Consider the following 15106-nt stretch of genomic DNA (forward strand, 5'->3'; position numbering starts at 1 on the left):
AAATGAGTTTTAAAGTGATTGTTGAGCCAGCAGGCTATTCATTCGAGGTTCAGCCCGGACAAAGCGTGCTGGATGCAGCCCTAGAAGCCGATGTGATGCTGCCTTATAGTTGCAGAGGGGGCGGTTGCTCCACCTGTAAGGGTAAAGTGCTTGAAGGCGAGTTCGAGGCAGGAGAGGCTCCCCAGCATATTCTAGAGCAAGCAGAGCTCGACCAAGGCTTCACGCTTATGTGTCAGGCTCACCCTAAAACGGATATGCGTATTGAGTCGCCCCAAGCCCGTTTAACAACGGATATCCAAATCCGCAAGATGCCCGCTCGCGTCTTAGAGATGGATAAGCTTACAGACGATGTGATGCGTCTTGTGGTTCAGTTACCTCCGGGTCAGCCCTTAATGTATTATGCGGGGCAATACATTGAGTTTATTTTGCGTGATAACCGTCGTCGCAGCTACTCAATGGCTAACCCGCCACAGGAAAATAACCAAATTGAGTTGCATATACGACATATGCCGGGCGGTGCTTTTACTGATTATGTATTTGGTGCGACCGAGCCAGCAATGAAAGAGCGTGCTATGTTGCGCACCGAAGCGCCCTATGGTTCATTTTTCTTGCGTGAAGAAAGCACTAAGCCTCTTGTTTTCTTAGCCAGCGGTACAGGTTTTGCTCCTATCAAAGCCATCGTAGAGCACATGCAAAATAAAGGTATTCAACGTGAGGTGCGTTTTTACTGGGGTGGGCGTCGTCCCAAGGACATCTATATGATGGACTTGGCACAACAATGGGCGCAAACCATTCCTAATTTCACCTTTATTCCTGTGGTATCCGAGGCGCTTGATGAAGATCAATGGGGCGGACGCACTGGTTTTGTACACCATGCTGTAATGCAAGACTTGCCCGATCTGTCTGGATGGGAAGTCTATGCGTGTGGTGCCCCTATAATGGTCGAAAATGCACAAAAGGATTTTGTAGAACAGTGTGGCTTAGATGCTGCTGTGTTTTATGCCGATGCATTTACTTCCGAAGCCGATTTAGTTGAGTAATACTACGTCTTAGGCACGTAGCGCATACGTGCCTTAAAGCGAGAGCCTATGAAAATAGCAGTGTTGGGTAGTGGGATTATCGGTATAGCTACTGCGTGGTGGTTAGCGGACGAGGGACACGAGGTGATAGTCATCGACCGTCAGGCAGCGGCTGGACTCGAAACAACTCGGGCATGTGGCGGCATCGTTTCCGCCTCTTATGCCGAACCGTGGGCCAATCCGCACGCCCCATGGCATTTGTTGCGCTCATTATTTAAAGATGACGCTTCGCTTTTCTTTAAACCATCTTTAGATAGTAAACAGTGGCTATGGAGCCTAGCTTTTTTTCGTGAATGCCAAGCCAGTCGATTTGAAAACAACATGCGCGCTATGGTGCGTTTGTCTGAGTACAGTCGTTCGTTATTGGCTCAGTTGCGCCAAGAGTTAAAGCTTCAGTACGAATACCATCAGAACGGTATTTTGAATTTCTATCGTGATGAGCAAAGCTTTAGTATGTCGCAGTCTATTGCCGATCGGTTGCGCGATGTAGGGGTAGAGCGACGTTTGCTCAGCGTATCCGAGCTTTTGACTCTAGAGCCCGCGCTGGCCTCTATCAAAGATCAGTTAGTAGGGGGTGATTACTCCAGTGATGATGAGGCGGGTGATGCACACGGCTTTACAACACAGCTTGCACTTAGGGCTCAGGAAAAAGGGGTGCAGTTTTTGTATCAGCATCAGATAGAAAAACTGCATTGTGCAAATGGCATCGTTCGAGAGGTTGAGCTCATAAATAGTCAGGGTCTGTACCAACGTCTCCATGCGGATGCTTTTGTGGTGGCCTTAGGGGCATATAGTCCCCTATTAGTAAGACCTTTAGGTATTTCATGCCCTGTTTACCCTGCTAAGGGCTACTCCGCTACCTTTAACTGGCTTGATAATCAAGCGGCTCCCCAAGCAAGCCTAATGGATAGTAAAAACCACTTGGTTTTTTCCAGTCAAGGGACCAGGTTGCGAGTTTCAGGTTTAGCCGAACTGACGGGTTATGGGCGTGCACTTAGTCCCCAACGATGTGCAAAAATAGTTAATCTCACAAAAGAGTTGTTCCCAAATCAACTTGATTTTGATAATGTGCAGTTTTGGTCTGGTTTACGTCCTGCAACCCCGTCAAACGTGCCGTTGATTGGACGCACACACATCAAAAACCTTTATTTGAATACGGGCCATGGCACCTTGGGGTGGACTATGGGCGTGGGGGCAGGGCGGGCACTTGCAGACATTATTGCTAATCGCCATCCTGAGCCCGAGTTTCCTTTTCTACATTGAAGGACTTATGACTAGCTATACTATTTTTACGCCTAAACGTTTATGTGGCGTTTTGTTTTCAGCCCTTGCCGGTTTGGTTTCCACCTCTGCTTGGTCAGCCACTGATATTCAAGTTTGGTACAGCTTAAATGCGCACAATAAAAAAGCGTTTGAGCAACTGGTGAAAGACTTTAACAAGCAAAACAAAGAGATCACGGTAAAGACTCGTGCATTTGACACTCAAGACGACTTAGACGCTACGCTTAGCTTGACTGCTGAAAAAGAGCGCCCTAATGTCGTGCAGCTCCCAGAGGTTTCCGGTCTAAGTGATGTGGCTACGCGTGCCTATATACAACCGTTGTATCAGGCTTTAAACAAGACTGCTGCTAAAAATACAAAGTGGTTTTTACCTAGCGAAAATAACTTCATGCATGACACCAAGGGTCGGTTGGTTGCTTTGCCATTTATGGCCGAGATCCCCGTCATGTATTACAACATTGATGCTTTTAAGAAAGCGGGTTTAAGTCCTACTCAGCCATCTCGCTCTTGGCAAGACTTACAAGGTCAGTTGGTTACATTAGCTAACAACGGCTCTAGACGTTGTCCATTAACCTCGGATCAACCCGTTTCCATTAACTTAGAAAACTTAGCAGCGGTAAACAAACAGATTTATGGCCCAGGTGTAGGTAAGGGCAAGCTAGGTTTTAATTTTGACACCATGTATATCCGCCACCTATCGACTATGATCAGTTGGGTGCGCAGTGAAATTCTGGTTCACCCCTCTCAGTTTGTGCAGTCACCTAGCCGCTTTGCTGAGGGTGAGTGTGCGGTGTTCATGTCGAATTCGGGCAATATAGGCCAGTTTGCGGATCAACGCCGTTTAGATTTTTCTGTAGCGGGTATTCCTTATTACCCACAGGTCACCGCTACGCCAGGCAGCCCTTTTGTGACAGGGGCCGGGTTGTGGTTAACCAAAGGTCATGGGGCGGCGGCAGAGCAAGCCAGTGCCGAGTTCTTAGCTTGGTTAGCACAGCCTGAACCTGCAACAAGCTGGTTCCAACAAACAGGTTTTTTACCTTTAACGCAGGAAGCCTTTGCTAATACGGGTGATAATTATTATAAAAACCTAGGCGACTGGCGTAGCTTGGTAGCGGTCTATAGTCAAAAACCAGAAAATACCACCCGTGGGTTCAAGATTAAAAACTACCACCAAATTCGCGCTATATTTAATACCACCCTAGAGTCCGCTCTCGAGGGTAAACAGCCAGCTATGACTGCTTTACAGTCTGCTGCGGCTGAAGCCAACAAGTTAATCAACGCCAAGTAGGTTAATCTCAGCACACGTATAAATACAATCTAGGCAGCTTGCCTAAAGCGCTCCAATATAGCACTCAAGACTTTTTGAGTGCTATTTTTTTATGGAGCTAGGCATGGTGTACAAAGCAATAACCGTAGCTGTGCTTTTAGTCGGATTAAGCGGCTGTGAACATACTCATACCTGGGCACAGCGCTTTTCTTTTCTGCAACCCCCATTATCCAGTGCAGAGCAGTTCGATTTTAATTGGCAATTGTCTGGGGCCCGAGAGGTGGCTCCACTTCAACTCTTTAGTACTCCACAGCAAATTTGGTTACAGTTTGCTCCCGAGCAAAACCTACCCGCCATTTTTGCCCTCGAGGCCGGACGCCACCGCGTAGTACAGTATCAGCGCTCAGAGCCTTATGTCATTATTAAAGGAAACTGGCAGCAGCTTATATTTAAAGGGGCGCACCTAGAGGCCCAAGCGCGTTATGTGGCTCCCGCAGTCAGCTCGCAGCTCATACAGGCTGACCCTGCCGTGGCTAGCATTGCAGTACCTGAGCTCACACAAGAGCTAGAGGTCGCTCATGCCACCGAGCCGATAACCGCTCGCCAGCTTTACCCAGATCCAGACTTAAACCCACATCCAAACCCAAATCCAAATCCAGATCCAGATTTACATCCTTTACCCGAGCCATCTACCGTAGCGTTTAGCTTGGCGTCTATGCCATTTCGTGCTGAACCTAGCGACCGCACACTTCGACAGACATTAAAACGCTGGGCTCAACGCGAAGGCTGGGAGTTCCAAGATCACCATTGGGAACTGGAAATCGACTTACCGGTGGTCTCTGCTGCCACCTTCAATGCCCCGTTTAATCAGGCGGTCGAGCAGTTGATGCGCAGCACAGCTTTAGGTAGCCGTCCCTTACAAGCCTGTTTTTACAGTAACAAGGTCATGCGAGTAATTGCTCTAGCGCAGTCATGTGATCCTAGCGACCCCATTACCATGGCTTCACAGGGGTAAGGCTATGCGGCTATTCATGTTGATATTTTTTGGGGTGCTCCATCTAAGTGGTTGCCAGCTCTTCGAGCCGTGGCGGTTTGCGCAGCAGCAATTTAATCAAAATCAAACACAAATGGATCAGTTGCAGCAGTCTGTACGACACAGTATTCAGACTAAATCACCGACTCAACACATAGAACAACCCTGGGTCGTGGGCAAGGTTCAACCTCTAGCACGCGAGTTAGTTTTGCCTCCAGCTTTTCAGGAAAATGTCTCAACCACATTAATTTTTCAAACACAGGCGCTAGAGCTAGATCAAATAGCCGAACGCATTGCATTGGCAACACAAATACCGGTACGGGTACAACCCGAGGCTAAACTTAGTCCCGAGAGTTTTTTGCCTGTTGGGCAGGCTAAGCTAGGCCAAGCCCACTCCAAACGGCTGCGTTTAATGGGGCAGCCCGAGCCCCTAGCTCAAAGCTTAGACCGCATCAGCGCTTTTTTTGATGTGAGCTGGCGTTTCAATGGCGAGTTCATCGAATTCTATAAAGTAGAAACGCGTGCTTTTAAGGTGCGCGCTTTGTCTCTGGCTGCTACGAGTCACGCACGAGTTGGTAATCAAATCGAAGAGACCACGGGTTTTAGTAGTCAATCAGGAACCGAGTTTTACCAAGCCGATAGTGATGAATGGCAAAACCTTAAAGAGCGTTTGGAGCTATTCATGACGGGGGCGGGACGTATTGTGGCTGTGAATGGGGGAAGCCAAACAGTAATAGTTAGCGATACGCCGTTTGCTTTAGACCAAATAGCCCTATTTTTGGAAACGGAAAATCAAGCGCTAACACGACGTGTGCGCTTGATCTTCGAGGAAATTACTCTGGGGCTAAAGGCAGAGAGTGATTTCAACGTAGATTGGAATCTGATTTTTCAAAGTGCACAGGTTGTGGCCTCAGCCAGTCTGACAGGTATTGCAGGCCCTGCTATGCAGCAGTTAGGGGCAACTCTACAGCAAGGCCCATTCAGTCAAAGTGAAGCCTTTGTCAAAGCCTTAGCGGAAGTGGCTCAAGTAGTCAGGCGTCATAGCATTCCTGTGTTAAGCCTAAATCGACGTCCAGTTACCCACGCGCTTCGCACGACTTTTAGCTACATCGATAAGGTGGAAAACACGCCCTATAACCTAGGCAATGGTGCGATGACGCATTCAATCAGCCTCAGTCAAAAAGAAGAAACGGTGGGCTCCATTTTGACCTTAGTGCCTGACATCCAAGAGGATGGGCAGGTGCTGCTGTCGGTGGCGTATGACAATACCGTGGCCCAACCGTTAAAAACCATTGCGGTAGGCTCGGCGGATCAAGGCATGCAAGTACAACAGTTAACGGTAGAAGGCTCCGCCACAGTACAACAGGTTTTACTTCGCCCCGGGCAACCCTTAATCGTTGCAGGCTTTGATCATAACGAGCAACAGCAGCTTGAGCGCAGTGTGGCTCCTGGCTTGTCTATGGTGTTCGGAGGCGGTAAGCGTGTTCAAGATCGAAGATTTAGGACCCTATTGATGGTAACTGCCCAAGTCGAGGAGGGAATGTAATGTCTCACGAACACATACATGTCTGCAGTCACTACCAGTTGGTTTTTGGTCTGCGTTGGTTTCCGATACTGGGGGCTTCTAGCACCCAACAAGCCCGTGTACTTAGTAAACAGTATCGCGCCCGAGCTTCTGTATTGATAGGGCGGCATTTCATGTGCTTAGGTCTAAGCCAAAAAGAATTAAAACAGAAAACAACGCGTCTTTCTGCTGCGGTTTGCTTTGCTTATTTGTTCCCGCGTGGGGTGCATGCCGCTATTTATCAACTGGCTGATCAGTTGTATTGGCTTGTAGTGGTTCACGAGGGAACGCCAATACGACAAGGCGATCTTTTATTCCAATCCTTAGATCAGGCGCAACAGCGCGCTCAAGAGTTCAAAAAACATTACAGCACGCTGGTGTTGCAGGCCGAGGCGCGTTCTATTCAGGCGCTGCTGCCGCTAATTAATCCCCGCATACGTGTTAAGGCTCAGTTAAAACCATTACGTCACCGTTCGTGGGCATGGGTTGGTCTACTTATTGTTGGACTCGGAAGCTTTTACTGGAGCTACACGCCTCGTGTTTCGGTGGCTGCCATTGAACCACCGGTGGTTATACCTGATCCCTATATCACTTACTGGGAGCAGCAGCGTCGGCCTGCTAGTAATCAAAAAGCGCTACAGGCTTTATTGCAGCATTGGCAACAGTTGCCGCTTAGTGTGGCGCAGTGGGACTTAACGACTTCTTCGTGTCAGGTACAGAGGGAAGCGTGGCATTGTGCTCATGAATTTAAACCCGCTACCGAAACCGCCACGGTGGTTGATTTTCAACAAAATCGCCCCGAACCCTGGGCAGTAACACAAGCCAACTTACAGCGCATTCAGGTCCAAGTCGCTATAGCTTTTAACTCAACAGAAACAAGGCTCTGGCATAGCTCACATACGCATCAGCACCAGTTTCTAGCACAGTTACAGCGCTTAAAGCCCGCATTTCAAAACATGACTCTCAAAGATCCGGTGTTATATGGCAAGCAGGCTTTAGAAAAAAATCGTACTCAGACTCTTACAGACAGTCAGCTTGCTCAGCCCCAACCTATTTTTGAACAAGCACTAAGCCTACAGGGGCCATTACGTTCGACCGCATTGTTATTGGATTTTGATGATCGTTTTTATTGGGAAAAAGCGTCCTTAACCGTCAACAGGAAAATCAAGCCTAGCTTAAAACATAGTGTTCTTGAGACCCAATTAAATGGGGTGACCTATGTGCGTAATTAAAAAGAAAAATTGGGCGGCAGTTATTAATATCTTTAGTTTGTTACTGTTTTTGCCAAGCTTAGTAATAGGTAGTCCTTCTTTTGAGACCGATCGGCAGCAAGTCCATGAGCTTATGCGTTTAGAAACAGAGCAGTTATTGCAGCGCAGCTCTGTGGCGAACTCAAAGACCTCAGAGTCCCCGCAAACGAATCTACTGCGATTGAAAGCCATTTATGGGGTAGGTAAACGTGTGCTTGCAGAGGTGCATTGGAATGGACAGGATTATCTTTATTTAAAAGGACAGACGTGGCCTTTAGGCAATGGCTCCTCTGCCCCATTGCGATTAATCGAGATGACAGGGCGTTGTATTACGTTAGCTCAAAAAGATCAAACGCATCAGTTGTGTGTAGCAAGCCCAGGAGGTGAGTAATGGGGCTTAGATCTACGTTATTGTGGTGGCGAAAAACAGCATTGCAGCCCATAAGCCAAGAGTTACCTCCGCGTGTAGCTGCACCGGTGCTAAGTCATCTAGAGCAAATACAGCAGTTGCAACCTAAAGTCGAAAAGTTGTTAATACAAGAGTTTGAGCTAGGGGATCTAGTCAGTCGGTTGTGTCCTGTATTGTTAGCCGATCAGACTGTTACGGTGTTTGCCATCGAGGAGCATCAAGTAGGGGATGCTCTAGAGGCTTTACACGCGTTGATCCAAAAAAAAGGCTACCAGCTTGCCGCAATTCCTTGTTATGTGATTGGGGTAACGCTGCTTTTAGAACTAATACGTAGTGCTCCTTTTGCAAACCATACTGCCCATAGCTCAGGCTCAAGCTCTCTGTGGGCTCAAGCCGACTTATTCAATGCATTTTTAGAAATAGTACGTTGGGGCGTAACACATCGTGCTACCGATATTCATATCAATATTTTAACTGCTAGCCCTTACTCAGAGGTCCGTTTTTCTATTGCAGGGCATTACACCTATCCACCTAAATTTCAGGGTATAAGCACGCGGTTTTTGCTGGATATGATGGCGGTAGTTTGGATGAGTATACGAGGTGGCAACGGAGCCGTTTTTGATCCTCATAAAGAGCAACAAGGCAGCCTACAGTGTGAAATAGAAGGCAGGAACGTAATGTTGCGCTGGGGGTCGTTGGCAGCTGAATTGGGTCCCAGTATTTGCCTACGTATTTTACAGCGCCAAGTCGGTGCAGTATTACCTGACCTAGCCTCATTAGGGTATTTGCCTGCACAGCAACGCCAGCTTGAAAATAGCTTATTAGGCGATGGGGGTGCTGTAGTGTTTTCTGGGGCGGTGGGGTCAGGAAAATCCACCACTCTAGCCGCGCTCATCGCGCAACTGCCCACTTGGCGTAAATTGGTTAGCCTCGAGGACCCGGTTGAGTATTTAATTCCGAATGCGGTTCAAGTTGCTTTAAGTCGTGATTTGTTCGAGGAGTCGCATCAGGTTTTTGGGGCCAAGCTGCGTGCTCTAAAACGTGCGGCCATGACCGATGTGCTTTTAGGGGAAATACGTGATGTGGAAACAGGGCGTGCTTTTACTGACCTAAGCTCATCCGGTGTGCGTCTTTATACTACGGTGCATGCTGCAAGTGCTGCATTGGTTCCTGCGCGCTTGCATTCCGATTTTATTCGCGTGTCCATGGATCTATTAACGGCTCCTGGGGTACTAAAGCTACTGGTACATCAGTGTTTGTTACCTCGATTGTGTCCGTATTGCGCAATACCGCTCGAATCATTAACAGATTTTCCTCCTCAGGCTCTGCCGCGTCATAGTTCGTCTTTTTCACAGTGGTTACGCCAACTAAAGCGCTTGATGAGAAAAAATGATTTAAGTCAGATACGAGTGCGACGCTTAACCGGTTGTGAACAGTGTATTAACAACGAGCTGCCAGAGCTAAAAGGGTGGCAGGGGCGTGTAGTAAGTGCAGAGATTCTAGAGCCTGCGCTCTATCCTGATTACCTAGTGGCCTTAGCGTCACGTCAACCTGTTTTACCTGTGTTGTTACGTGCGGGCTGGCGACCTTTACGTAGTAATGCTCTAGAGCAGATGCGCTTAGGGCTGATTGACCCATTTGATTTAGAGCGCCATTTTGACCTGTTCGATGCGCCTGCATGGCAGGCCCTAGTTTCGGAGGGGCAGCCATGCTGATGCTAGTTTGGTTGCGGTGGCAACGTTATTTAGACTTACTTCGTTTTAAGCGGCAGCGGGTTGATTACTTTCACTATTTAGCTCAGCTTTTACACGCTACTCACGGGCAGCTAACACTACGCGCTATTTTTGCTTTAGAAAGTCAGCGCTATGGCCTCGGTACATACAGGGGGCGTCTTGCTACGTATTGGGGGCAATGCTATGAGCATAACGGGGGCGATTTAGTACAGGCGTGGGGGGCGATGTTGTCTTCTGTGGACCAGCTCATTATTCAACTAGCACAGTTACGAGGAGATAACGCCTTAGCTGTCGCGTTTGAGCTATTAGCTCAACAACACCAAGAACTCAAAATCTTACGCTCTCAACTTAGCCAGATTCTTTGGCCGGTTGTGATAGCTGTTTTTTTGCTTGGCTTAATTTTTAGCCTTATTCCTTTATTTACTGTGCCAGAGCTTAGGTCGACTTTTGCTGTATTACCGACAGAGTTCTATGGTGCCAAAACTCAGGCTTTGTTTAAGGCAGCAGAGTTTATGCAGTCGTATGGGCTAGTAATAGCCTTATTCGGTGGCCTGAGTCTGTTTGCAATCGCTTTATCGCTAACTTGGTTAACTGGTCCTGTGCGTGACACATTGGATTTTATTGAACCATGGGCCAGTTATAAGAAATTTCAAACAACGTATTTTTTTGGCTTGTTGGCGTTATTACTTAATCAGCATGTGGCTCAACTACGGCTTGGGCAAGCGGTACAACAAATAGCTCAGGGTTCAGATAGATGGCTAGCTTGGCAAGCCCAAAAAATACAGAACCGAATGCTACAGGGTGAGGTCGGGGCACGGGGTTTTGCGACGGGTTTATTGCCTCGTACGTGGCAATGGTTTTTTGAGGACATAGAACAAAGTCAAAGTATTTTGCCTGCCATCAGCCTTATACATCAGCGTTTACTTGATCAGTTTAAAAAAGACTTGCTCTTCAAAGCACACCTATGGCGTTGGCTTCTTTTGCTCACCTGTGTAGGCCTGATGTTAGCCATTGGAGGGTGGCATTACGTAGTAATCGATGAAATGCGACGTGCATTATTAATGTTTTATTCCCATTAGTTCGGAGACATACCATGAAAACCATTCAATTATCTCAGCCTATTTTTGTCAGCTCTCAGTGTAAAAATCAACGCCAAGCTGGTTTATCGTTAATTGAAATATCAGTGGTTTCAGCCATTATTTTATTAATTGCTATTGTCAGCATTCCCGCTATTAATGGTTTTATTGTTGAGAGTCGTGTGCCCAAAGTAGGAGAAGGCATCGCCCGCTTTGTGATGAACCACAGTGTAAATACACCTTTGTATGAAACTCAGCCTTATGATGGCGTCGATAATGAGCTATTTGCACAGCAGTTAGAAAGTGCGGGGGTGTTTAACATCATAGGTAGCGGTGCAGGTGTGCAAATACTGCATGGTTTAGGTAAAGACGGCACAGTTGAGATTACTGGTGGCCAAGAGCTAAAGATCACCTTAAATAAAGTCAGCCATGCTGCATGCCCTGGTTTATCGTCCGTGTTACAGCGTATAGCGAATACCATTAGTGTTGGGGCTGAGGTCGTTAAATCTGAAAGCAAAATTTACAATGCAACCCATGCTCAAAAGCAGTGTGAGCGTGGCGACTCAAACACCTTTGAGTTTGTGATTGGCTAGGTGCACTATGCCTAAACAACAGGGGTCCTTACTCATCGAACTGAGCGTGGTGTTGGTGGTTCTTTTGCTTTTGGGTACGGGGTTAAGTGCATGGTTAAAGCAAACCACCGAGCAGCAAAAAATAGAGAACCTAGCCTATTGGATGCTTACTGTGCAGCAGGGGGTGCAGCGATATTTAGACGTGCATGCCGCGCAGCTACTGGATGCTTCTAGTCCAGAGCCCGTTACAGGCAGCAGCAATGTCTGGCGTCCCACTATAGACGAGCTCATTCAAGCGCAGTTCTTAGCCCCCGATACCCAAGGTGACGACAGGTTAAGTATTCATATTAAGCCGGTTGGCTGTGGGGTGGATGCCTGCCATCTCGAAGCCCTAGTTATTTATGATTCACCGTTGGTTTTGAAAAAAGGAGGGGTCAACCTAGAGGCAACTGCGCAATGGTTAGCAAAAACTCAAGCTAAAGGGTATGTGGTGTATGATCACAGCCCCCAATGGCTCACAGGGGCGGCTCGACGCATACCTAACCCGCCTTTGCCCTTGGCTGCTGCTTTGCCGATTGGTACGGTTGCGCTTTTAGCCACCACTGATACGGCAGAGTCCATGTATTTACGTCTTAACGACCGTCGTAATCCTAATTTTCAGGCCGAGGTAGATATAGCTGGCGCATTACGCGTAGAGCAAGACATACATACCCAAGGTTATTTATTCTTGGCTCCGTTGGCACAGCCTCAAGCATCGTGCTCAAGTGAAGGGGCTCTTAGTCGTGAGCAAAGCACTTTGTTTATCTGTGAGGAGGGCAAATGGGTGCAGGTCTCCAAGGCTACGCTGACTGATCCATTGGTAATTAAAAGGTTCTTTGAGGTGGTGCTGAATATGAGCGCTTTTCCTTTGCCTTTATATCAAGGTGGGTACTATGGGCTTTCTGTAGGAGTACGTGGTACCCCAGTCTGTTGGCTGTCAAACCCGCTAACAGAAATATGTGATTGCCCATCGGGTTATAGGACGGCAATCTTAATCACCACAAAGCAGATGCCTAGCTATTATTCGGGCAGCCAGCTAACAGATAGTCGTGCCTTGTCAATTTATGGTTGTGCTCAAAGCTAAGTCGTTGGAATGCGACGTAGCGTAATTGTGCTGTTAGGTGTTTAACTAATCTATTACTATAATGGGTTGTTACCTATTTTTGTCGTGCTGCTTTCAATGAAAACATCCGAGATTCGTCAAAAGTTTTTATCTTTTTTCCAAGAGCGTGGCCACGAAATCGTGCCATCCTCTTCCTTAATTCCAGCTAATGACCCAACCTTGCTGTTTACTAACGCAGGTATGGTGCAATTTAAAGATGTGTTTACGGGCAAAGAAACGCGTCCGTATACCAGTGCGACCTCTTCACAACGTTGTGTGCGCGCTGGTGGTAAACACAATGACCTCGAAAATGTAGGTTATACCGCACGTCATCACACCTTCTTTGAAATGTTAGGCAATTTCAGCTTTGGCGATTATTTCAAAGAAGAGGCTATTCAATATGCGTGGGAGCTCTTAACCCAAGTGTATGGTTTGCCTGCAGAAAAACTTTGGGTCACCGTCTATCACGAGGATGACGAGGCCTATGCGATTTGGAACAAGCAAATTGGCGTGCCAGCAGAGCGCATTATCCGCATAGGTGACAAAGGGGGTCGTTACGTATCCGACAACTTCTGGCAAATGGCCGATACCGGCCCATGTGGGCCTTGTTCTGAAATTTTCTATGACCACGGCCCCGAGGTCTGGGGTGGGCCTCCCGGGTCCCCAGACGAAGACGGCGATCGCTACATCGAGGTCTGGAACTTGGTATTTATGCAGTTTGACCGCGATGCCGAAGGCAATTTAAATCCGTTACCCAAGCCCTGTGTAGACACGGGTATGGGTCTAGAGCGTATTTCTGCCGTATTGCAGCATGTGCATTCCAATTACGACATTGACTTATTTCAACATCTAATTCAAGCCGCTGCGCGTGAAACTAGCACTCAGGACCTCAGCAACAACTCCTTAAAAGTCATTGCTGACCACATCCGCGCATGTGCTTTTATGATCGTAGATGGAGTCATTCCTAGCAACGAGGGGCGCGGCTATGTGTTGCGTCGTATTGTGCGTCGTGCCTTACGTCATGGTCATAAGTTAGGTCAAAATCAAGCGTTTTTTTATCGCTTGGTAGCAGATCTAGCCAAACATATGGGCGAGGCGTACCCAGAGCTAATCCAACACCAAAATCGTATCGAGCAAATCCTCAAACAAGAAGAGGACCGCTTTAGTGAAACACTAGAGCACGGTATGAAAATTCTTGAGTCTGCGTTAGCTGATTTACCCAAAGACGGCGTGCTTGACGGTCAAACCTTATTTACCTTGTACGACACCTATGGTTTTCCTGTTGATTTAACAGCAGATATTTGCCGTGAGCGCGAGGTAGAGGTCGACTTGGCGGGTTTTGAGCAAGCCATGCAACGTCAACGCGAGATGGCTCGTGCTTCAGGTAAATTTAAAACAGTTGCTGCAGATCTCAAATATGAGGGTGTGGAAACACAATTCGAGGGCTACGAGCAATTAACAACTACTGGAACAGTAACAGCGTTGTATGTAGATGGTAGTGCAGTAGATCAAATCAACGAAGGTCAGGAAGCCATCGTTGTCTTAGACGTTACGCCTTTCTATGCCGAGTCAGGTGGGCAAGTAGGGGACACCGGTACGCTTCAAGGTACCAGCGCAGCCTTTACTGTTGAAGACACCCAAAAGATTCTTGCTCAGGTTTTTGGTCATCATGGGGTGCTCACTCAAGGCAGTTTGAAAGTGGGTGATCAAGTCCAGGCTCAGGTTGATGCCGCACATCGTCAACATACCATTCGCAATCACTCCGCTACGCACCTTATGCACAAAGCATTAAAAATAGTGCTGGGCGATCACGTGCAGCAGCGTGGCTCCTTAGTGGATGCAGACAAAACCCGTTTTGACTTTGCTCACGATTCTGCTGTTAATGCCGAGCAAATTGCACAGGTCGAGGCGATCGTTAATCAAGAAGTTCTTGCTAACCAGCCCGTAGCAGCACAGCTTATGAGCTTTGATGATGCCGTCAGTGGCGGGGCAATGGCGCTTTTTGGTGAAAAATACGGCGATGAGGTCCGTGTTTTAGACATTGGTTTTTCACGTGAGCTGTGTGGTGGTACGCACGTAGCACGTACTGGTGATATTGGTTTGTTTAAGATCGTCTCCGAAGGGGGCGTGGCGGCAGGTGTACGTCGTATCGAGGCCATCACAGGCGAAAATGCTTTGGCTTGGGTTCAAAAACGCGAAGCCACTCTACAAGGCGCTGCTGCTAGCTTACGTACCCAGCCAGAAAAACTAGGCGAGCGCTTAACTCAGCTGCAATCTCAATTACGCGAACTAGAGCGCGAGCGAGATCAACTCAAAGATAAACTCGCGGCCTCAGCAGGCCAAGACCTGGCGGGGCAAGCCATCGAGCTAACAGGTGGGGTGAAGCTTTTAGTGGCCGATTTGCCTGCAGCAGATCCCAAGTCATTACGTACCACAGTCGATCAGCTTAAAGACAAGCTAAAATCAGCCGTTGTGCTGTTAGCCACCGCCAAAGACGATAAAATCAGCTTGGTTGCTGGCGTCACTGCCGATATTAACACCAAGGTAAAAGCGGGCGAGTTAATCAGTATGGTGGCGGCGCAGGTCGGAGGTAAAGGCGGTGGTCGTCCTGATATGGCTATGGGCGGGGGAAGCGATTCCGCTGCTTTGCCAGCAGCGCTTGGCTCAGTACAAACTTGGGTCGAGTCCCAGCTTTAATTAA

Annotated in this window: 12 protein-coding genes; all 12 read left to right on the plus strand. The window is 47.9% G+C overall.

The window, feature by feature from the left end:
* Positions 1 to 2 precede the first annotated feature (2 nt).
* The 12 genes from ACBP46_RS09070 (at position 3) to alaS (ending at position 15102) form a co-directional block, all read left to right on the plus strand.
* Positions 3 to 1040 (plus strand): CDP-6-deoxy-delta-3,4-glucoseen reductase, encoded by a 1038-nt coding sequence (locus ACBP46_RS09070; protein WP_371016412.1) that lies wholly within the window; start codon positions 3 to 5, stop codon positions 1038 to 1040.
* 48 nt (positions 1041 to 1088) lie between these two features.
* On the plus strand, positions 1089 to 2342 hold the full coding sequence (locus ACBP46_RS09075; protein WP_371016413.1) for a D-amino acid dehydrogenase: 1254 nt from the start codon (positions 1089 to 1091) through the stop codon (positions 2340 to 2342).
* A 7-nt stretch (positions 2343 to 2349) separates the two neighbouring features.
* Positions 2350 to 3648: an extracellular solute-binding protein gene (locus ACBP46_RS09080; protein WP_371016414.1), complete on the plus strand. Its 1299-nt coding sequence runs from the start codon at positions 2350 to 2352 to the stop codon at positions 3646 to 3648.
* Positions 3649 to 3751: 103 nt separating this feature from the next.
* Positions 3752 to 4642, plus strand: a complete 891-nt coding sequence (locus ACBP46_RS09085; protein WP_371016415.1) for a TcpQ domain-containing protein — start codon at positions 3752 to 3754, stop codon at positions 4640 to 4642.
* 16 nt (positions 4643 to 4658) lie between these two features.
* A complete protein-coding gene (locus ACBP46_RS09090; RefSeq protein ID WP_371016416.1) occupies positions 4659 to 6206 on the plus strand; it encodes a type II secretion system protein GspD in 1548 nt (515 codons plus the stop codon).
* Positions 6206 to 7456 carry a hypothetical protein gene (locus ACBP46_RS09095; RefSeq protein WP_371016417.1) on the plus strand — a complete coding sequence of 417 codons (1251 nt, stop codon included), beginning with the start codon at positions 6206 to 6208 and terminating at the stop codon, positions 7454 to 7456. The genes ACBP46_RS09090 and ACBP46_RS09095 overlap by 1 nt, the downstream gene beginning before the upstream one ends.
* The gene (locus tag ACBP46_RS09100) at positions 7443 to 7865 is read left to right on the plus strand and encodes a hypothetical protein (protein ID WP_371016418.1); all 423 of its coding nucleotides are present in this window, start codon (positions 7443 to 7445) and stop codon (positions 7863 to 7865) included. The genes ACBP46_RS09095 and ACBP46_RS09100 overlap by 14 nt, the downstream gene beginning before the upstream one ends.
* Positions 7865 to 9598, plus strand: a complete 1734-nt coding sequence (locus ACBP46_RS09105; protein WP_371016419.1) for an ATPase, T2SS/T4P/T4SS family — start codon at positions 7865 to 7867, stop codon at positions 9596 to 9598. The genes ACBP46_RS09100 and ACBP46_RS09105 overlap by 1 nt, the downstream gene beginning before the upstream one ends.
* Positions 9592 to 10695 carry a hypothetical protein gene (locus ACBP46_RS09110; RefSeq protein WP_371016420.1) on the plus strand — a complete coding sequence of 368 codons (1104 nt, stop codon included), beginning with the start codon at positions 9592 to 9594 and terminating at the stop codon, positions 10693 to 10695. The genes ACBP46_RS09105 and ACBP46_RS09110 overlap by 7 nt, the downstream gene beginning before the upstream one ends.
* A gap of 14 nt (positions 10696 to 10709) precedes the next feature.
* Positions 10710 to 11285 carry a pilus assembly FimT family protein gene (locus ACBP46_RS09115; RefSeq protein WP_371016421.1) on the plus strand — a complete coding sequence of 192 codons (576 nt, stop codon included), beginning with the start codon at positions 10710 to 10712 and terminating at the stop codon, positions 11283 to 11285.
* A 7-nt stretch (positions 11286 to 11292) separates the two neighbouring features.
* Positions 11293 to 12387, plus strand: coding sequence for a hypothetical protein (locus tag ACBP46_RS09120; protein ID WP_371016422.1), 1095 nt, complete (start codon positions 11293 to 11295; stop codon positions 12385 to 12387).
* 96 nt (positions 12388 to 12483) lie between these two features.
* Positions 12484 to 15102: an alanine--tRNA ligase gene (gene alaS / locus ACBP46_RS09125; protein WP_371016423.1), complete on the plus strand. Its 2619-nt coding sequence runs from the start codon at positions 12484 to 12486 to the stop codon at positions 15100 to 15102.
* Positions 15103 to 15106: the final 4 nt, after the last annotated feature.

Origin of the sequence: Paenalcaligenes hominis, from assembly GCF_041359055.1 — a bacterium.
Classification (GTDB): domain Bacteria; phylum Pseudomonadota; class Gammaproteobacteria; order Burkholderiales; family Burkholderiaceae_B; genus Paenalcaligenes; species Paenalcaligenes hominis_A.